7 protein-coding genes are annotated in these 20,748 nt (G+C 70.4%); 5 read left to right on the forward strand and 2 right to left on the reverse strand.

What is annotated here, in order from left to right:
• Positions 1 to 397: 397 nt before the first annotated feature.
• The gene (locus GTW08_RS24365; protein WP_139282687.1) at positions 398 to 2,353 is read right to left on the reverse strand and encodes an SNF2-related protein; all 1,956 of its coding nucleotides are present in this window, start codon (positions 2,351 to 2,353) and stop codon (positions 398 to 400) included.
• Between the two features lie 206 nt (positions 2,354 to 2,559).
• The gene (locus tag GTW08_RS24370) at positions 2,560 to 3,027 is read right to left on the reverse strand and encodes a hypothetical protein (RefSeq protein ID WP_073574110.1); all 468 of its coding nucleotides are present in this window, start codon (positions 3,025 to 3,027) and stop codon (positions 2,560 to 2,562) included.
• 488 nt (positions 3,028 to 3,515) lie between these two features.
• On the opposite strand from GTW08_RS24370, the gene GTW08_RS24375 reads away from it, so the two are divergent.
• From GTW08_RS24375 to GTW08_RS24395, 5 genes are all read left to right on the forward strand, one after another.
• Entirely contained in the window at positions 3,516 to 6,308 is a 2,793-nt protein-coding gene (locus GTW08_RS24375) for a helicase-related protein (protein ID WP_346009966.1), read from the forward strand.
• Positions 6,305 to 11,059, forward strand: coding sequence for a restriction endonuclease subunit M (locus GTW08_RS24380; protein WP_073574112.1), 4,755 nt, complete (start codon positions 6,305 to 6,307; stop codon positions 11,057 to 11,059). Before GTW08_RS24375 ends, GTW08_RS24380 begins: the two co-directional genes overlap by 4 nt.
• Positions 11,056 to 17,427: a DEAD/DEAH box helicase gene (locus GTW08_RS24385; protein ID WP_161152592.1), complete on the forward strand. Its 6,372-nt coding sequence runs from the start codon at positions 11,056 to 11,058 to the stop codon at positions 17,425 to 17,427. The genes GTW08_RS24380 and GTW08_RS24385 overlap by 4 nt, the downstream gene beginning before the upstream one ends.
• Positions 17,428 to 19,620, forward strand: coding sequence for a UvrD-helicase domain-containing protein (locus tag GTW08_RS24390; protein ID WP_161152593.1), 2,193 nt, complete (start codon positions 17,428 to 17,430; stop codon positions 19,618 to 19,620).
• 663 nt (positions 19,621 to 20,283) lie between these two features.
• The gene (locus GTW08_RS24395; RefSeq protein WP_161152594.1) at positions 20,284 to 20,682 is read left to right on the forward strand and encodes a hypothetical protein; all 399 of its coding nucleotides are present in this window, start codon (positions 20,284 to 20,286) and stop codon (positions 20,680 to 20,682) included.
• Positions 20,683 to 20,748: the final 66 nt, after the last annotated feature.

The following is a 20,748-nucleotide window of genomic DNA, read 5'->3' on the forward strand; positions in this document are numbered from 1 at the left end:
CGGCTGTCTGCTGCGGTCACGGGTCCCACCTCCTCGGTTCGGTGCACGGCTACGAGAACGGTAGTGCGGGCCGCGGATGGCGGCCAGCGGGTTTCCGCGACCGGGCGCGGTTCAGCCCCGGCCGCCGGGACGGGCCGGACACCGAGACGCTCCGCGGCCCGGCGCGCGGTGAGGTCCCCCTGGGCCTCCCGCACTCGGGCCAGCACCTCCGGGGGCGCCGTGTCCGGGTGCCGGCGTCGAACGGGGGCTCCGGGTCATACTGCGTGCCCATTCGGCGGCCGCCCTCCCCTGAAGGACGTTCGCTTGCGGAGATGGCCACGCTGAGCGGCCTCGCCCGCTCGATGAAGCGGAGGCTCTCTTGGCGGACCTGATCGACCGGACGACTACCGGTCACCATCTACAGCCTCAGACGCTCGCGCTCAGCGGCTACGACCTGCCGTTCCACTGAGCCGGGGTCGATCGCACGATCGTCGCGCTCCTTGGCCTCGCTGCGCCGAGCGAAGGCGTCGAACAGCTGGGTCTTGCCCTGCTGGATCTCGACGATCCGCTCGTCGATGGAGTCCTTGGCCAGGACGCGGTGTACATGGACGGGCCGGACCTGGCCCATCCGGTGGGCGCGCGCGATCGCCTGCTCCTCCACGCTCGGCTTCCAGTGCGGCTCTGCCAGAACGACGACGGACGCGGCCTGGATGTTCAGGCCCACCCCGCCGGCCTCGATCTGGCTGAGCAGGACGGCGTGGTCCGCGCGGTCGGCGAAGTCCTGAACGAGCTCCTGGCGCGCTGCAGGCGCAACCGAGCCGTCGATGCGGCCGCACACCGCGGGCAGCTCCCGGGCCAGTAGGTCCAGCACCGGGAGGAACGTGCTGAAAACGAGGACCTTCATCCCGTCGTCCGCCGCCTCGGCCACGATCTCCTTGATCCGCTCGAGTTTCGCTGAGTGGGCCGACTCCAGGGCAGCCCGTCGCATCGCCATCACGTTGCCCGCGGCGACCGCCGCCCGGTAGCGCGCCGCGTCGTCCGCGGTCAGCTGCACCCACGCCTCGGTCTCGATGCGCTCCGGCAGCTCGTCGAGGACGTCGTCCTGGTTGCGTCGGAGGTAGACGTCCGCGACCGCGCGGCGGAAGGCCGTGGCGCCGGCGAGCGCGTCCCGGGCGTCGATCCGTGCGGCGAGCCGCGGCTGCAGGTGCCCGACGAGCGCCCGGAACTCCTCGACCCGGTTCTCCATCGGGGTGCCGGTGAGGAACAGGGCGCGCTGGGCGCGGCCCGCAGCGGCGGCGATCGCCCGGGTACGTGCCGCGGCGGGGTTCTTCGCGTAGTGCGCCTCGTCGACCACGAGGAGGGCGGTCTCGGCGTCCCGCACCGCCTCGGGCAGCCGCGCCAGGGTGCCGAACGTCGTCACTCCGATCCCGCCGTCCCGCAGCCAGCGGGCACCCGCGTCTTCCCGCTCGGGCCCGTGCAGCACGTACGCGGACAGCGTCGTGAACCGCTCGGTCTCCTTGAGCCAGTTGACCAGCACGCTGGCCGGGCAGACGACCAGGAACTGGCGCTGCCCGTTCGCGGCGAGGTGACACATCGTCGCCAGGGCCTGCAGCGTCTTGCCGAGGCCCATCTCGTCACCGAGCATCGACCGCTGCTGATGCAGGGCGTACTGGGCGCCGAACTGCTGGTAGCCGCGCAGGGTCGCACGCAGGAGCGAGGTGTCCAGCGGCACGGCGACGATCCGCTGCCGCAGCTCGTCCGGCACGAACCCCTGCGCAGACGCCTCGTCCACGCGGTCGTCCATCGTGGACAGCAGCGCGTTGACGGCCGCGGCGTCCCGCCCGTAGTCCGCCCACAGCTGCCGCTGCCGGTAGGCGCCTGGATCCACACGCTGCTCGTGCTCCGCGATGCCCGCGACCACCGCGCTCGTCGAGGGTTCGGCGAGGAGGCCCGCCAGGTCGTCGAGCGCACGCTGGGCCTCGGCGCGCCGCCGCCGCCCGGCCAGGTTCCGCTTCCACCAGCTGCCGAGCAGCGCGGCCTGGTCGGCGAGCGGCTCGGTGCGGTCCAGCAGCCGATCCAGGTGCGGCCGGAGCGTCTGCGCCTCCTCGGCGGCCCTCAACGCGGCGACGGTGGCCAGGAGCTCGGCCTGTGCCCGCGTGGCGCGGTCAGGATCGAACCGGAACCGGGTCTCGGCCCGGACCGCGACCGCCGCGGCCCGCGCGGCGCGCGTCACCTGCTCCGCGGACCGCTCCCCCACGCCGGGCACCCCGACGAGGAGGCGCATGCTCTGCACGTCGGCGACGCTGCGCAGCCCGGCCTGCTCGATCGCGGCCCATCGGACGCCCCGGCCGGCCGCCTCCTTCAGCACGGACACCGGCATGGCCTGGAGCCGCCGCTGAACCTCGTCCGCCTTCAGGGCGTCCAACTGGTGTGAGGCACGAGCGCGAAGCTCTTCGGCCCGACCGAGCAGGGCGGTGCCGCGCGCGGCCAAGTCGCGAGCGGCCGCCACCGTGGCCTGAGCGTCCGCCATCAGCTCCCCCTCAGACGATCACCGATCCCTCGATCTTCGCAGAGCTCGGATCATGGCTGCTGCCACCGGGTTCGGTATTCGGCCACGATCTCGTCTAGCCGCCGCTCCAGCAGCTCGGTGAGCTCCTCTTTCGTCCGGTCCTTCGCCAACGCCCGGAAGCACGGGCACGAGAGGACGTCACCGTTCCCGACGAGGCACACGAAGACGCCCGTCACACGCAGCCCGTGCACGACCGCGTCCGCCTGCTCGTCCCCGGGCAGTGGGATTCGTCGCGCGAACGCCGCCAGAATCTCCCGTTCGAGCGAGCCGCGGCCTAGGCGCTTCGCCGCTCGTGCCGCCACCGTCCCGACGGCGTCGTGCACGGCATTCTTCGCGTCGTCCACCTGGTCCGCGAGGTCGGCGAGGGCAGAACAGTCGACTCGGCCGACCCGCCACCGCGGGGCGGACCGCCATACGTCGTCGTTCAGCGCCGTGGCGAGCTGGTCGGCGACCGTCCGCTGCCAGCCGACGGTCAGCACGGAACGAGCGATCTCCGCCTTCTGCCGTTCTGTCAGCCGACCGGCCGGAACGGGCCCCCTCGGTCGCGGAATGCGAGCCATGGCCGCGCGCTGACGCCGTCGCTCGGCCTGCCTCGTCCGATACCAGCCGACTCCCCACGACCATGCGGTCTGGTGCTGGTAGCACCGGTCCCAGGACTCGACCACCCGTCTTCGGCAGTACCCCGGGGCCTCCTTGTTCCTGGCCCCGCAGCGATGTCCGCTTCCCCCCATTCCTCCAGAACTCGGCCCGGAGCTGGGGAAGTCACTCCGCTCGACGAGTGGAGTTCACCCGATCGTGAGCCCCCGTGAGCATCACGTGACGACCCCACTAAGTTGGACACGCACGATATTGGGGGGCTCGGTGGTGTATCCCGCCAGAAGTCTCTCCGCACGAAGGGGGAGCCGCCATCACAGCGACCAGTGAGTCCCAGGTCCAGCAGGCGCTCGCGCCCGGTTCCGTGGTGGTCGTGCGGGACGAGGACTGGTTCGTCCAGTCCACCGAGCAGACCGCGGACGGGCTCCTGGTCCACGTCCGCGGGCTCACCGAGCTGGTGCGGGACACCACCGCCAGCTTCTACGCGAGCCTCGACTCGATCGAGCCCCTCGACCCCGCGCAGGCACGGGTCGTCGCGGACGCGAGCCCGCACTACCGCACCGCGCGGCTGTGGGTGGAGTCCACCTTCCGCAAGACCCCGATCCCGCTCGGCGACCGCTCCCTGACCGTCGCGACGCAGGGTCTGGCGGACGCGCTCAGCTACCAGCAATCCGCCGTCCGACGAGCCTTGGACCCGGAGAACCTCCGGCCCCGCATCCTGCTGGCGGACGCGGTCGGGCTGGGCAAGACCCTCGAGATCGGCATGATCCTCTCCGAGCTGGTCCGACGCGGGCGGGGCGAGCGGATCCTGATCGTCACCCCGCGGCACGTGCTGGAGCAGATGCAGCACGAGATGTGGACGCGGTTCGCGCTGCCCTTCGTCCGCCTCGATTCCGCGGGCATCCAGCGGGTGCGCCAGAAGCTGCCCGCCACGCGCAACCCGTTCACCTACTTCAAGCGCGTGATCATCTCCATCGACACGCTCAAGTCGGACCGCTACCTCGCGAGCCTCAAGACGCAGCGCTGGGACGCCGTCGTGATCGACGAGTCCCACAACCTCGCCAACAACGCCACGCAGAACAACCGGCTCGCCCGCATCCTGGCCCGCAACGCCGAGGCACTGATCCTCGCCTCCGCCACCCCGCACAACGGCAAGGCCGAGTCGTTCGCCGAGCTCATCCGCCTGCTGGACCCGTCCGCGGTGCCGCCGTCCGGCGAGCTGAACGCCAAGGAGATCGAGCACCTCGTCATCCGACGCCACCGGCACAGCCCCGAGGTGGAGTCGGTCGTCGGGGCGGACTGGGCCGAGCGGCAGCCCCCGCACAACGTCCTGGTGCCGGCGAACCCCGCCGAGAACGCGATCGCCCGCGAGCTCGAGGACGTGTGGCTGTGGCCCGAGAAAGGCGCGAGCCCCTACTCCGGCAAGAACTCCGCGCTGTTCCCCTGGACCCTGGCGAAGGCGTTCCTCTCCTCCCCCGCGGCGCTGCAGGAGTCGATCAAGGAGCGCACGAACCGTCTTGGCCCGGATGCGGACGTCGAACGCGCGGCACTGCAGCGCCTCATGGATCTCACCGAGGACGCCCTCGCGCAGCCGTCGGCGAAGTACACGGCACTCGTCGAGCAACTGAAGGGCACTGGCGTCGGCAAGAATTCCCCGAAGCGGGCCGTGGTGTTCGCCGAGCGCGTCAAGACCCTGCGTTGGCTCGCCGAAAAGCTCCCCAAGGACCTCGGCCTCGACCCGATCGCTGTCGAGATCATGCACGGCGGCCTGGCGGACGACGAGCAGCAGCGCGTGGTCCGGGAGTTCAAGCAGGAGAGCGCGAAGGTCCGGATCCTGGTGACCGGCGACGTCGCGTCGGAGGGCGTGAACCTGCATGCCCAGTGCCACGAGCTGGTGCACTACGACATCCCGTGGAGCCTGATCCGCATCGAGCAGCGCAACGGCCGCATCGACCGCTACGGCCAGAAACACCCGCCGCGGATCACCGCCCTGCTCCTCGATCCGGCGAGCGAGCGCTTCGCGGGGGACGTCCGCATCCTGCGCAGCCTCATGGAGAAGGAGAGTGAGGCGCACACCGCCCTCGGCGACGCCGCCTCCCTCATGGGCTCCTACGACGTGAAGGCCGAGGAGGAGCAGATCCGCAGCGTGCTGGCGCAGGAGAAGTCTCTCGACGACGTCGTCCGCACCCCCGCGCAGGTCCAGGCCGGCACCGACCTCTCCAGCCTGTTCGCCCAGCTCAGCAACGCCGACCCCGCGCCCGAGCCGACCCCGGCCGCGCCGCCCACCGCGGGCACCGGCCTCTTCGAGGACGACTTCACCTACCTCGACACCGCCCTCGCCGCCGCGTTCACCGATCCCACGAACCCCGTCTCGAACGACGGCGTGGAGTGGCGGCCGAATACCGGCTTCGGCACGGCGTCCCTCGTCCCGCCGGACGACCTCGCCCAACGTCTGGAGGTCCTCCCCCAGACCTACCTCACCGACCGCAAGGTCACCTCGCAGCTCATGTTGGCGACGACGACCTCCCGCGGGAAGGACCGGCTGGCCGCCGCTCTCAAGGACGAGACCGGCTCGAACTGGCCGGACGCCCACTACCTCAGCCCGCTGCACCCCGTCCTCGGCTGGGCCGCGGACCGGGCGCTGTCGTCGTTGGGGCGCAACGAGATCTTCGCCGTCCGCGGGGAGGTCGACGACCCGACGGTGCTGCTGCTCGGCACGCTCACCAACCGCGGAGGCGAGATCGTGGCCGCGACCTGGTTGAGCGTGGCGTTCCCGATGCCGGACCTCGCGCTGCTCACCCCGCACGAGTCCGCGGCGGCGATGCTCGCGGCGGTCGGCTGGGACCGCAGGCGCGACAACCCCGGTGGGGTTCCAGACGTCGGGGACCTGCAGCGGCTCGTGCCTCCCGCCGTCGAGAAGGCGCAGGCGCAGATGGGGCCGCTGGTGGCCGCCAATGAAGCGGACGTCGCCCGCCGGGTGGACTCGTGGTCCCAGCGCCTCGACCGCTGGGACGCCGAGGCGGAGAAGGCCACCCAGAACGCGGGCATGAAGCAGCGCCGGGTCACGGTGGCGCAGGAGAAGGAACTGGTGGAGGCGATGCGACCGGACCGGCAGCTGGTGCGGCCGCTGCTGGTCGTGGTCCCCGAGAACGGAGCGCAGCAGTGAGCGGGTCGGACGCGATCCTCGTCGGCGAGAGCTGGATCTCCGAGCACTACTTCGGCTCCGAGGCCGCCTCCCAGTCGTTCCACGCCGAGGTCCTGGCGCGGCGCAAGACGTGGGACGCCGAGGAGAAGGCCGACCGCCCCACCCCGCGCACCCGGTTCACGAAGGTCCGGCAGAAGCTGGAGGTCGACCTCGCCGCGCTGGCCGAGCTCGCCGACCGCGAGTCCGCCGTGGTGCAGGACGACGAGACCGTCGCCAAGGCCACCCGCGAGGTCTACACGGAGATCGTGCAGGTCCTGGAGCTACGCCAGCACGGCCTGCAGGTCGCCGAGACCGGGCCGCTGTGGCGGATCTCCGCGGCGGGCATCACCGAGCGGGCGCCGCTGGCCGTGGTGCTCGCCCGCCCCGCCGTCACGCACGAGGACGCCCTGGCGAAGGACCAGCCCACGCTGCTGGAGCCGCTCGCGCTGGAGGAGGACGGGCCGGAGTTCACGTCCGCCGCGCGGCTGGTGTCGGCGCTGTTCGTCGACGAGTCCGCCGCCCCGGACCTCGCCCTGATCCTGGCCGGGCGGTGGATCATCCTCGCCGAGCAGGAGCGCTGGGCCGAGGGCCGCTACCTCGCCGTGGACCTGCAGCTCATCTGCGAGCGCAACGAGACCAAGCGCGGCGGGGAGATCGACCGCGCGCTGACCTGCCTGTCCGCCGAGTCCGTCGCGCCGGACGCCGCCGGGAAGCTCTGGTGGCTGGAGACCCTCGAGAAGTCGGTCAAGCACACCGTCGGGGTGTCCAAGGACCTCCGCGAGGGCGTGCGGCTCTCCATCGAGATCATCGCGAACGAGGTGGTGGCCCGGCGCAAGGCGCAGGGTCTCGACCCGCTGCCGGGTGCGGAGGCCAACGAGCTGGCCAAGCAGTCCCTGCGGTTCCTCTACCGCGTGCTGTTCCTGCTCTACGCCGAGGCCTCCCCCGAGCTGGGCGTGCTGCCCGCGGGCGCCGCAGAGTACGACGCCGGCTATAGCCTCGACCGCCTCCGCGAGCTGGTGCAGGTCGAGCTCGCCACCCCACGGGCGCAGGCGGGCACGCACCTCTACGAGTCGCTGGCGGTGCTGTTCGGGCTGGTCGACACCGGGCACGCGCCCGCGGTGGTCACGTCCGAGGCCGACGACGAGGACGGGGCCGGCCCCTCCGACGGGCTTTACTTCAACGCCCTGCGCGCGGACCTCTTCCTGCCCAAGGCCACGCGGTTCATCGACGCCGTCGGGCTGGGGAACGCGGCGCTGCAGAAGGTGCTCGCGCATCTCCTGTTGAGCAAGGAGCGCAGCGGAAAGGACCGCGGCTTCATCTCCTACGCCGAGCTCGGCATCAACCAGCTCGGCGCGGTGTACGAGGGCCTGATGTCCTACACCGGCTTCTTCGCCGAGACCGATCTCTACGAGGTCGCGAAGGGCGGGGACAGCAGCAAGGGCTCGTGGGTCGTACCGGTGAGCCGGTCCGAGGGCATCGCCGCCGCGGACTTCGTGAAGGCCGAGGATCCGCGGACGGGCGAGAAGAAGCCGGTCCTGCACCAGGCCGGGTCGTTCGTGTTCCGGCTCGCGGGCCGGGAGCGCCAGCAGTCCGCCTCCTACTACACCCCCGAGGTGCTGACCCGGTTCACCGTCGGGCAGGCCCTCGAAGAGCTGCTCGACCAGGACGGTTCGCGCACCAGCGCCGAGGAGATCCTCGGCCTCACGGTGTGCGAGCCCGCGCTGGGCTCGGGCGCGTTCGCCATCGAAGCAGTGCGGCAGCTCGCCGAGCAGTACCTCAAGCGCCGCCAGGAGGAGCTGGGCGAGCGCATCGACCCGGACGAGTACCCGCGCCGGTTGCAGGAGGTCAAGGCCTACCTGGCGCTGCACAACGTCTACGGCGTGGACCTCAACGCCACCGCGGTCGAGCTCGCCGAGATCTCGCTGTGGCTGGACACCATGGTCTCCGGGCTCTCGGCCCCGTGGTTCGGCCTGCACCTCAAGCGCGGCAACTCCCTGATCGGCGCCCGCCGCGCGGTGTACCGCCGCAGCCAGGTCACGGACAAGAGCTGGCTCTCCGCGGTCCCGACGGATCTGCCGCTCACCTCGCTGCCCGCGGACATCGAGGCCGGCCGGATCGCCTCCGACCTCGGCGACGGCATCCACCACTTCCTCCTGCCCGCCGACGGCTGGGGCGCGGCCGCCGATGCGAAAGAGGCCGCGAGCCTGGTCCCGGACGCGGTCAAGAAGCTCAAGTCTTGGCGCGGGTCCACGAAGACCAAGCCCTCGACAGCGCAGGTCGCCGCCCTGGCCGAGCTAGCGAACCGCGTGGAAGCGTTGTGGCAGATCAGCTACCGACGCCTACACATCGCCGAGCAGCAGATCCGCCGCTCGATCCCGGTGTGGGGCGCGGGCTCGTTGCCAGCGGGCGGCGCGGTGCAGCGCAAGGACATTGAGAAGGCGCTCGACGACGAGTCCGGCGCTTACCGGCGGTTGCGGCGAGTCATGGACGCCTGGGCCGCGCTGTGGTTTTGGCCCCTCACCGACGCTGCGGTCACGGTCGACGGTGCGCGAGTCGAACCGCCCACTGTGGATCAGTGGATCGCGGGGCTCCAGGCGCTGCTCGGCCGCAACCCAGAGTTCGGCAAGGAGCACACGAAGAACGCTGCTCGGACAGCCGGCCAGATCTCGCTCGGCGAGGCGACGAGCTGGGAAGAGCTGGGCGAGGCTGAGGAGCTGGCCCTGGACTTCGCGGGTGCTCGCCCGATCAAGGCGCTGTTGTTCGAGCATCCGTGGTTGGTGGTATGCCAGCGAGTCGCCAAGCAGCAAGGCTTCTTCCACTGGAACCTCGACTTCGCCACGGTCTTCGCCGCAGGCGGCGGTTTTGATCTACAAGTCGGGAATCCGCCATGGGTGCGGCCGGCAGTTGATGTCGACGCCCTTCTCGCCGAGGGCGACCCATGGTGGAAGCTAAACCTCAAGCCCAACCAGGACCTGCTCGACAAGAAGCGCCCTGACACTCTGTCCCAGACAGGGATGGTCGATCTACTACTGCAAGGCACAACCGACACCGCGTCTACTGCACATTTTGTTGGCTCAACTGCACTCTATCCACACCTGCGCGGGTTTCAGCCTGACCTGTATCGATGCTTCATGGAGCAGACTTGGCGATCGAACTCGCGGCGCGGCTTCGTCGGACTGATTCACCTCGACACCCATTTCACTGACAACAAAGCCGGACCGCTCCGCGAAGAGACGTATTATCGACTACGCCGCCATTGGGAGTTCAGCAACGAGCTCCAGCTATTTGAGATTGGAAACCAGAGACACTATAGCGTCAATATCTACGGTGCGCGGCGAGAGGCTTTGCAGTTCCTCAATGCTGTCTCACTATATCACCCAGATTCAGTGACGCGCTCACTCGTTCACAATGGATCCGGTCCCGAACCTGGCTTGAAGGACGATCAGGACCGTTGGGATCAGCGGCCGCATTCCGGTCGAATCACCCACGTCGATTCCGATGTGCTTGCGACATGGCACTCCGTCTTGGAGGACTCCTCCACGCCTCGCTACCAGTCTCGGATGATCTACACAGTAAACCAGGCGTCAGCGTCCGCCCTCAAGAAGCTTGCAGGCTCCCCACGAGTTGCCGAGCAAGGACTCCTCTTCTCGGCAGGATGGCATGAGACAGGCGATCGAAAGAAGAAGTATTTCGAAACAAGATGGGGCATGCCGAGCACTTGGGATGATGTTATCCTGCAAGGCCCCCACATCTACGTTTCAACGCCTCTAAATAAGATTCCAAACCATACACTACTCAATAACACCGACTGGTCAGCTAACGACCTTGAGACGCTTCCACGGGGTTCAATACCGACTACGGCCTACAAGCCGACCGGCGACAGGTACAGGTATGACTGCGCGTATACAGATTGGGGCGACGAAGTGAGCCCCGTTCCAGCCCGCGACCACTATCGCATCGCCTGGCGAAACATGGGCGTGAACACAAATGAGCGAACCTTAATTCCCGCTCTAATACCGCCCGGCCCCGCCCACGTCGACGCCGTCTACTCGGCCGGTATGCCTGACGGTGATGCGCGCCAACTCGTAGCCATCTGCGGGTCTCTGAGTTCCATCATTAACGACTTCGCAGTTCGAGTTGTCCCGAAGTCAAATATACGAGCGAGTACCGTAAGTCGCCTACTAGTTGCGGACGGGGCACTTCAGCCAGAGTTGCTGCTTCGCACTCTCCGCCTCAACGCCGTCGCTGATGCTTACGGCGACCTATGGACGGCATGTTGGAGTCTGGCCTTTCCCAGTGACACCTGGACAGGCGGCATGGCACATCCGCGTAGGTCCCGGCTCGGCGCGGTGCGCGTGGCCTGGACAGTCGATACCCCACTTCGCATCGCAGCCGACCGTCGGCAGGCGCAACTCGAGATCGACGCGATCGTTGCCCTCACTCTCGGCCTCACCGCCGACGAACTGTGCACCATCTACCGCACCCAGTTCGCCGTCCTCTATGGCTACGACCGCAACACTTACTTCTACGACGCGAACGGCCGCCTCGTCCCGAACTCCGTGCTCACCGTCTGGCGGAAGAAGGGCGAGCGGATCTCAGAGGAGGAGCGGACCGCCACCAACCAGGCTGGCAACACCTACGTCTACGAACTGCCGTTCCAGACGCTCGACCGTGAGCACGACATGCGGGTCGCGTATGCGGAGTTCGAGCGGCGGCTTGCGGAGCGTTCATGAGTGAGCTCCTCCCCACGATCCAGGCCGGGAGCATCCGGCACAGCCTGGTCGACTACCTGACCACGACGTTCGGCCTCACCGATCCCGGCGCACGCGACGCCCTCGATCGTTTCCTCGGCGATCCCGAGTCCGGGATGTTCAAGGGGCCGTACGTGCGGCTGCGGTTGCCGTTCCGGCCAGCCGACGAGGGCTGGCGGCAGAGCCTGGAGTGGTACGAGGGGCACACGCCGTACGGGCATCAGGCGGCGGCGTTCGCGCGGCTCTCTTCGCTCACCAATGAGCGCCCGTTGCCCACGCTCGTCACCACCGGCACCGGGTCCGGCAAGACCGAGGCGTTCCTCTACCCGCTCCTCGACCATGTGCTGCGGGCGAAGCGGGAGGGCGTGACCGGGACGAAGGCGCTGATCCTCTACCCGATGAACGCCCTGGCCAACGACCAGGCCGCGCGCCTCACCAGCTTCATCACCCAGAACTCCGCGCTGCGCTCGGTCACCGCCGCGCTCTACACCGGGCAGAACGACACCCCACGCACGATGGTGACCGAGGACGGGCTGATCACCGACCGCGGGATCATCCAGGACGAGCCGCCGGACATCCTGCTCACCAACTACAAGATGCTCGACCAACTCCTCCTGCGGCACGCGGACCGGAACATCTGGCGCGCGTCAGCGACGAGCCTGCGGTACCTCGTCCTCGACGAGTTTCACACCTACGACGGCGCGCAGGGCACGGACGTCGCGATGCTGCTGCGGCGGCTCGGGATGACGCTCAAGAGCTACTGGAGCGACACCGACCCCCGACTGTCCGATGAGGACCGGGCGCGGCCGCTCGGCCGGATCACCCCAGTCGCCACCTCCGCGACGTTGGGAGACAAGGGCAATCCCGGCGTCATGCTGGAGTTCGCCGAGACGGTGTTCGGGGAGCCGTTCGGGCCGGACGCGGTGGTCACGGAGTCACGGCTCACCCACGACGAGTGGGCCGAGGGTTCGGCCCCTGTCCTCACAGCGATGGGCTACATCCCCACCGCCATCCCCGAGCTGCGCGTCGCCGAGGTCAACACCGCGCTCGACCTGCTCGGCGAGGATCCCGACGGCGCCGAGCTCGCGCGGGCCGTGTTCGCGCTGCTGTACGGCAAGCAGCCCGGCGACTTCGCGACCGCGGGCGCGGACCTGCTGCTGCGGCTGAGCCAGGTGCATCCGCTCGTCGCGGCCATAGCGCGCGAGTCCGGGGACGCACTCAGCCTGAGTGCACTCGTCGAGCGGGTCGTGGGGCCGACGGCCACGCCGAGCCTCGCCGCGACCGGGCGCGACCCGGCGTGGGAGAGCCTGCTGTCCCGCGTCGTCGCCGCGCTCGGGCACGTCCGGGCCGCGATGGGGCGGGAGGCGCTGTCCGTCGAGGCGCACCTGTGGGTGCGCGAGCTGACCCGCATCGACCGCGCGGCGGACCCGACTGCCGTGTTCCGGTGGGGAGACGACGGGCCGCCGACCGGGGTGCACGACGCCGAGGACATCCGGCCGTCGTTCCCCGCGCTGTACTGCCGGCGGTGCGGGCGGTCCGGCTGGGGCGTCGGGCTGGCGCCGGTCGGTGGGAGCCTCGCCGCGAACGACGACTCCATCCGCCGTGATCACGCCAGCCGCGAAGGTCGCTTCCGGCCGCTCATGTCCGCGGCCACGGAAGCCGCCGCCGTGTTCGGTGGTGAGGCGCCTGCGTCCGGCCTGGCGTGGTTCTCGGTCCGCACCCGCGAGCTGCTCACCGCCACCCCGGCCGAGGACGATCCCGACCTGCGCGACGGGTGGGTGCTGCCCGTGCTCACCCACGCCGGGCAGGAGGCGGACGAGGACTCCCGCAAGGACACCTGCCCCGCCTGCGGGCAGGAGGACGGGATCCGGTTCCTGGGCAGCGCGATCGCGACGCTGCTGTCGGTGTCCCTCTCCACCCTGTTCGGCTCGGCGCAGGTGGCGCCCGGGGAGAAGAAGGCGCTGGTCTTCACCGACTCCGTGCAGGACGCCGCGCACCGCGCCGGGTTCGTGCAGGCCCGCTCGCACACGCTGACCTTGCGCGCGGTGCTGCGCGAGGCCGTCGCGGACGGTCCGCTCACGCTCGACGGCCTGGTCGACGAGGTGATGCGCAGCGCAGGAGACGACGCCTCGAAGCGCTACCGCCTCCTCGCGCCGGACTGCGCGGATCGCGAGTCCTTCACCCCGTTCTGGACGGCGGAGAAGTACCGCCAGATCCCGATCAGCGTGCGGTCGCGGGTCCAGAAGCGGCTCGCGCTCGACGCGATGCTGGAGTTCGGGCTCAACTCCCGCACCGGCCGCACCCTGGAGCTCACCGGCTCCGCGGCCGTCGGCGTCGAGGCCGGGCAGCCGCCGAAGATGATCGCGGCGGCGCGGACGGTGCTGGCCGGCGTCGCCGTGCAGACCCGATCGGACACCGCGGACGGTGAGCAGCCGGACGTCGTACTGCTGCAGTGGGTGCGCGGTCTGCTGGACCGGATGCGGTCGCTCGGCGCCGTCGAGCACCCGTGGTTCGAGCGCTACCGCCAGGAGGACGGCAACCGCTGGTGGGTCTCCGGCGGCCGCCCGCGCGGCGACGGGATGCCCGCCTTCCCCAAGGGCCGCCCGGCGCCTGGCTACCCCCGGATCGGCGGGAGCGGGGACCCCGCGGGCGAGGGCCTGGAGCCGGTCACCCCGCCCAAGTCCTGGTACGCGCAGTGGACCTCCCGCGTGCTCGACGTGAGCCCCACCGACGGCGGCCGGCTGGCCCGGCTGCTGCTCGAACAGCTGACCCGCGACGGGGTGCTCACCTCGATCACCAGCACCTCCGGGGCCGCGGTGTTCGCCATCCCGGCGGGCGGCGTCGTCGTGGGGCCGACCGCGCCCGAGGACCTCGCGGCGGGCCGGAACCTGCTGATCTGCGGCACCTGCCGGGCCCCGGTCACCGGGTCGACGACCACGATGGAGCAGCTCACCGGCGCCCCCTGCATGCTCGTGACCTGCCCCGGGCGGCTGCAGGCGAGCCCACTCGCGGAGAACTTCTATCAGCGGCTCTACGCCTCCCCGGACATGCGGCGGGTCGTCGCGCGGGAGCACACGAGCCTGCTGGAGGACGAGGTCCGGCTGGACTACGAGAACGGGTTCAAGGGCGCGCAGAACAGCCCGGCGGCGCCGAACGTCCTCGTCGCCACGCCGACCCTGGAGATGGGCATCGACATCGGCGACCTCTCCGCCGTCGTCCTGGCCTCGCTCCCCCGCACCGTCGCCTCCTACCTGCAGCGCGTCGGCCGCGCGGGCCGGCTCACCGGCAACGCGCTCAACCTCGCGTTCATCACCGGGCGCGGCGAGCAGCTGCCGAAGCTCGGCGACCCGCTCTCGGTGATCAACGGCGAGGTCCGGCCGCCCGCGACCTACCTGCGCGCCGAGGAGATCCTGCGCCGCCAATACACCGCGCACCTCGCGGACGAGTTCGCCCGCGACGAGACCCGGCCCCACCCGCGTCGGGCCCGCAGCGCCATCGGATCCAGTCAGCCCGGCACGTTCCTCGGCGACCTGATCAGCCATGCCGAGACGCATGCGTCGGCGCATCTCGACCGGTTCCTCGGCGCGTTCAGCGCGCTGCCGGACGACGTCGTCAGCGGGCTGCGGGCGTGGCTGGTCGCGCCGAACGGGCCCGGGACGAGCGCGTTCGCCGCCCAGGTGCACGCGGCGAGCGGCCGCTGGCAGGGCACCGTGGAGGAGCTGAAGCACCGGCAGAAGGCGATCGACGACGCCCTGCCCGCCCTCATCGCGCAGGCCCAGTCCACCGCCGCCACCGAGGACGACCGCCGCGCGCAGCGCTCGGCCGAGACCGCGCGCAAGCTCACCTCCGGGCAGCTCGCGCATCTGCAGGGCGAGTACTGGATCGGGGTGCTCGAGGAGTACGGGCTGCTGCCCAACTACACGTTGCTCGACGACAACGTCACTCTCGACGTCGGGCTGAGCTGGATGAACCCGGACTCGAAGGAGTTCCAGACCGACCACGCCCGGATCCAGCGCGGCTCCGCGCAGGCCATCCGGGAGTTCGCGCCCGGCGCCCGCTTCTACGCACGGGGGCTGGAGATCACCATCGACGCCGTCGACCTCGGGGTGGACGGGGTGGCGATCCGACCGTGGGTGTTCTGCCCGGCCTGCGGCTACGCCGTGGACGTCGACGCGGAGGGCAAGACCAAGTCTGTGCCGACGTGCCCGCGGTGCGGGAGCAGCGGTGTCGGCGACATGGGGCAGCGGCTCGGGGTCGTCGAGCTGTCGCACGTCACCGCGGAGATCCGCCGCGACGAGGCGACGATCACCGACCGGCGCGACCAGCGGGACAACCGCTACTTCCAGGTCGTCACGGCGGCGGACGTGGACCCGGCGGACTTCGGGGACCGGTGGTTCGCTGAGGACATCGGGCTCGGCTGCACGTACCTGAAGGCGCTCACGATCCGGTGGGTCAACCTCGGAACCGCCGGGCACGGCGCCACCCGCACGATCGCCGGTGAGGACATCTCCGGCGCGCTGTTCCGGGTGTGCGAGGGCTGTGGGAAGCTGGACACGGACGCGGGCCAGAACAAGGCGCACGAACACCGGCCGTGGTGTCGGTACCGGACGTCGACGGACGAGCACACCACCACCGTCGCGCTGTCCCGGACGCTACGGACGCAGGGCCTGCTGCTCCGGCTGCCCAGCGCGGTGACCATCGGAGACGACTTCGCCGCGCCCAGCCTGGCCGCCGCGCTGCTGCTCGGGCTGCGGGAGCAGCTGGGCGGGCATCCGGACCACATCCGGGTGGAGCATGTCGTCGACCCGACGCTCAGCGACGGCTCGGACAACCACGAGGCGATCCTGCTGCACGACGCAGTCCCCGGTGGGACGGGCTATCTGGCGGAGCTCGTCCAGTCTGACGTGCTGCGATCGCTGCTGGCGACGGCGTGGGAGCGGGTGCGGGACTGCGAGTGCCGCACCGAGCCTCGTCTGGCCTGCCACCGCTGCCTGCTCCCGTTCATCGCGCCCGGCCAGGTCCGACGGGCATCTCGGGCGTCGGCGGAGCGGCACCTGCGCACGCTGCTCGGGTTCCGGCCTGACGATTCCAGCCTCGACGACGTGCCGGCTTGGACGATCACCGAGGTCCCGCCGGCCGAGGATCCCGAGTCCCACCTCGAACAGCGCTTCCGGAAGGTGTTCGTGGAGCGGCTCAAGAAGATCGGCGCATCGACCCAGGAGGTCCCCGGCCCGTTCGGCAACTCCGTGCGGTTCACGATCCCGGGGCAGCCGCGGCAGTGGACGCTGACGCCGCAGGTGAACGTCGAGAACTCGCGCCCGGACTTCGTGCTGGAGACCAACGACACGTCGGTGCCCACGGTCGCGATCTTCACCGATGGGCTCACCTTCCACGCCACCGTGGCGCACAACCGGCTGGCGGACGACGCCGCCAAGCGGCACATCCTGCGGGACACCGGGCGGGTGGTGATCTCGGTGTCGGCGCGGGACGTGGTCGCGGCGGAAGAGGGCTCTGTGACTGCACCGGCCTGGTACTCGGACGCCACCGTCGGACAGCTGATGACGAACGCGCAATTCATGGCCTCGCCCGCCGCCTACCACGCGCTGCGCTCGGGCCCGGTCGACTGGCTGCTCGGCTGGGTGTCCTCTCCCGAGCCGGTGCACGTCCGGTCGGTGGCGCGGGCGGTGCCGATGTTTCTGCTGGCCCAGACCACGGTCGTCCTGCTCCCGGCGGAGACCGAGCTCTCCGAGGCGGCCCGGAGGGTGCTGCTGGGCACGGACGCGGCGTCCTCGGGTCCGCGCAAGGCGATGGTCTGGCGTTCCGGGTCGTGCGCAGTCGCCATCGAGCTGGACGGCCCGCTCGTCGGCACCGCACTCGTCCTCGACGACCGCCCTGAGGTGCTGGACTCCGCGCACGGCGACTCGTGGCGGGAGTGGCTGCAGCTCTCGAACGCGCTTGCCCTGCGCGACTGGCCGACGGCCGTCTCGACGACGACGCTCGGAGCCACGCCCGTTGCCGTCCCGGTGGCTGCGCCCGCGATCTCGGCGGTGGCCGATCTTCCGGAGCTTCCCGAAGACTGGGCGCAGGTGGTCGACCAGGCGCGCCCAGGGTCCGAGCGTGAGCTCGTGCTCGCCCTCGCCGCGGCGGGCGCCCCGCTGGCGCCCGCGATCGGCGGGGAGAGCCCTGAGGGGATCATGATCGACGTCGCCTGGCCGAGCCTGAACATCGTCGTCGAGACCCAGGACATGCCCGCCGAGGACCGCACGGACCTGGCGGCAGCCGGATGGGTCGTCGTCCCGCCCGATCCGGCGGAGATCATCGCGCAGCTCAGCAAGGCCGGGGAGGCGTAAGTGCCCACGCTCATCATGACCAAGTGGCCGAAGAGGCTCGACGGCTCGGTGCGCTCGAAGGCGATGGCCTTCCTGCAGAAGCTGTCGGCGGACGACACCGTCCCGGGGCTGCACGTCGAGCCGATCCAGGGGTCCGCGGACCCGCGGGTGCGCACCGGCCGGGTCGACGACTTCTGGCGCGCGGTCATGTTCCGCCTCGACGGCGACGGGGAGCGGCACTACGTCATTCACGGCGTCTGGCCACATGACGAGGCGAACAAGGTCGCCGAACGCGTCCGGCTGAAGGTCAACCCGATCAACGGGCTTCCGCAGATCGAGGAGACGCCCGCGGGGACGGAGGCACCCGCCGTGCCCGAACCGACGGTGCCGGAGCCGGTCGCCACTGTAGTCGCCGAACCGGAGGCCGTCGTGCAGGCCGACGAACCGGTCGTCGATAAGCCTCTGCTGGTTCGGCGCGGGCGGACGCAGACCGCGCTCGTCGACCGGCTCGGCCTGCCCGAGGAGATCGCCGACGCGGCCCTCGCCGCGCCGGACGAGGACGCCGTCCTCGCCCTCGCACAGCGGCACGAGGGCTGGATTGGGCTCCTACTCGTTGACCTGACCAGCACGGACTCGATCGACGAGATCCACGACAAGCTCCAGTTGGGCGACCCGGCGCCGACGACCGGCACCGAGGACGACCAGCTCCTCGTCTCGCTCCGCAAGCCGGCCGCCGCCGCGCAGTTCGCCTTCATCGACGACCAGGACGAGCTGCGTCGGGTCATCGAGGACGGGGACTTCGGCGCGTGGCGGGTGTTCCTGCATCCCGAGCAGCGCACCTACGTCACGAAGGACTACAACGGGCCGTTCCGGCTGTCCGGCGGCGCGGGGACCGGCAAGACGGTCGTGCTCGTCCACCGCGCGCGGCGGCTGGCTCGGCAGAACCCGCAGGCCCGCATCGTTCTGACGACGTTCACCACGAACCTTGCCGACGCTCTCCGCGAGAGCCTCGCGCAGCTCGACCCGCGGGTGCCACAGGCCGCGAAGCTCGGCGATCCCGGTGTGTTCATCGCTGGCGTCGATGCTCTCGCCGCCGCGGTGATCCGCGGCGGCGACGTGGCGAAGGCCGTGCAGGCAGTGCTGGGTGAGGAGCGGTCGAGCCCGAACGGCCGCGTCCCCGGCACCCGCTGGCGGGCCGTCCTCGACACGGCGGGCACCGACCTGCCGCCCGAGATCGCCAACGAGACGTTCCTGGCCACCGAGTACTCGCTGATCGTCCTGCCCCACGCCGTAGGTACCGAGGCCGAGTACCTCCGCGTGCGGCGCCCCGGGCGCGGCGTCGCGCTCGACCGGGCCAAACGGTCCGCAGTCTGGTCGCTGATCTCCGCCTACCGGACCCAGAACCGCATCGACGGGACGCTGGACTTCGGCGAGGCCGCCGCCGTCGCCGCCGCGCGGCTGCGAGAGACCGGCCCGCTCGCCGACCACGTCCTGGTCGACGAGGGCCAGGACCTCTCCCCCGCCCACTGGCAGCTGCTCCGCGCGCTGGCAGCCGACGGAGCGGACGACCTGTTCATCGCCGAGGACTCCCACCAGCGCATCTACGGTCCTCGGACGGTACTGAGCCGCTACGGCATCAAGATCGTCGGCCGCTCCCGGCGGCTCACACTCAACTACCGCACGACCGCCCAGAACCTGTACTACGCGCTCTCGATCCTCGACGGCGGTTCCTATGTGGACCTGGAGGAGGAGCCTGAGGCGACGGGCTACCGGTCGGCCCGCTCCGGCCCGAACCCGAGGATCGACCAGGTCACGTCGCTGACCGGCGAGCTCGACACTATCGCCGCCCGGCTGACGGGCTGGCTCGCGGCCGGCGAGGCCCCCGAGACCATCGCGGTCCTGGTCCAGGACCGCTTCCAGCGCGAACGCGTGGTCACCGGCCTCACCGAACGCGGCGTCCCGGTCCGCGCTGTGGACCGCGAGCAGCCCACCGCGGGAAAGCCGCTGGTCATGACCATGCACCGGGCCAAGGGCATGGAGTTCACCAAGGTCGTCCTCGCGGACGTCGGGCAGCGTACTGCCGCTGAAACCGCCCGCCTTGCCGTCCTCGACGAGTCCGGCCGCCACGATGCCGAACTCCGCACCCGCTCCCTGACCTACGTCGCCGCCACCCGAGCCCGTGACGAGCTGTCGGTGATCCAGCGCGGGGTATAGCAGCAGCGCGCTCTGCCACGAGCAGGCCCGCCACACCCGTTCTCGTGGCGGGCGTTCATACCGCCAACAGAAGCAGGACTGAGCTCACCAGCGCCTTCGGCGCGACGCGGCGCTGGCTTGCAACGGGTGCTCTACCGGGGCTATCACACCGGAAGCGGCGCAGCGAGGCTTCGCCCGAAGACGAGCGCGACCGTCATCGAAAGTGATGAACAGAGAAACGGGCAAACGGTATCGCGCGACACGAGGGTGAACCGGCCATTCGGCCGCAGCACGTCCGGCCGCCAGGCCTAAGGAGCACGGGATGTCCGAGACCACCCAGCAGCCTTCCACCGACTCGTTCGTCACAGGGTACGTCGCGCCGACAGTCCCACCGCAGAATTCGGGCCCGACGAGCCGGCGGCGCTCGCCGCCCCGATTCGTCCACGCCGGTGGCCTCTGCTGCTCGGCGGCATGGCGCTCGGCGGAGTGATCGCTACCGTGCCGGCGGTGATCGTCGCCCTGACTCTGGCGCCTGCCGGCACACCAGCAGCAGGTCCCACGGCGTCCGCCCCGACGGTGTCGGCCTCGTCCCCGACCGGCGGAGGAGGAACTCCGGTCGCGTCCGCCCCCGCGGCGCAGGGTGAGGTGGGTGACCAGCTGACCGATGGGGGCATCACTGTGACCGTGACCTCCGCGGAGTTCGTGCCGGACGTCATGGTGTCCGACAATGCAGGGTCGACCTCGGCGACCTACGCACCTCAGGGACCGGGTGACGGCGCCCGCTACTTCGCGGTCCGGACTCACGTCGTCAATGACGGACAGAAGAGCGTCGACCTCACCTGCAGCTCGCCGATCACGAACGTGCTCATCGACGACCGTGGACGGAAGTTCGACCCGCTCGATGGCCTCTACAAGATCCAGGGCAACCCCTACTGCAACGACGCCGTGCAGCCCGGATTCGAGGCCGACATGACCTACGTCTACCGCGTTCCGTCGTCGGCCACGATCACCTCGTGGTCCTTCGCCGACGCAGCCGATCCGACCTCGTTCAGCCGTCCCGGCACCATCGTGCAGGTCGACTGATGACCACCCACCTGCTCGGGATCGCTCCCGACCCCGGCTACCAGTGCGGAAGGCGGCCGCGGATCG

This window comes from Pseudonocardia sp. SID8383 (genome assembly GCF_009864975.1).
Taxonomy (GTDB): Bacteria; Actinomycetota; Actinomycetes; order Mycobacteriales; family Pseudonocardiaceae; genus Pseudonocardia; species Pseudonocardia alni.

Bases quoted from the DNA above. Each gene is read 5' to 3' on its own strand.
- GTW08_RS24385 (WP_161152592.1), top strand. From the start codon at position 11,056: ATGAGTGAGCTCCTCCCCACGATCCAGGCCGGGAGCATCCGGCACAGC.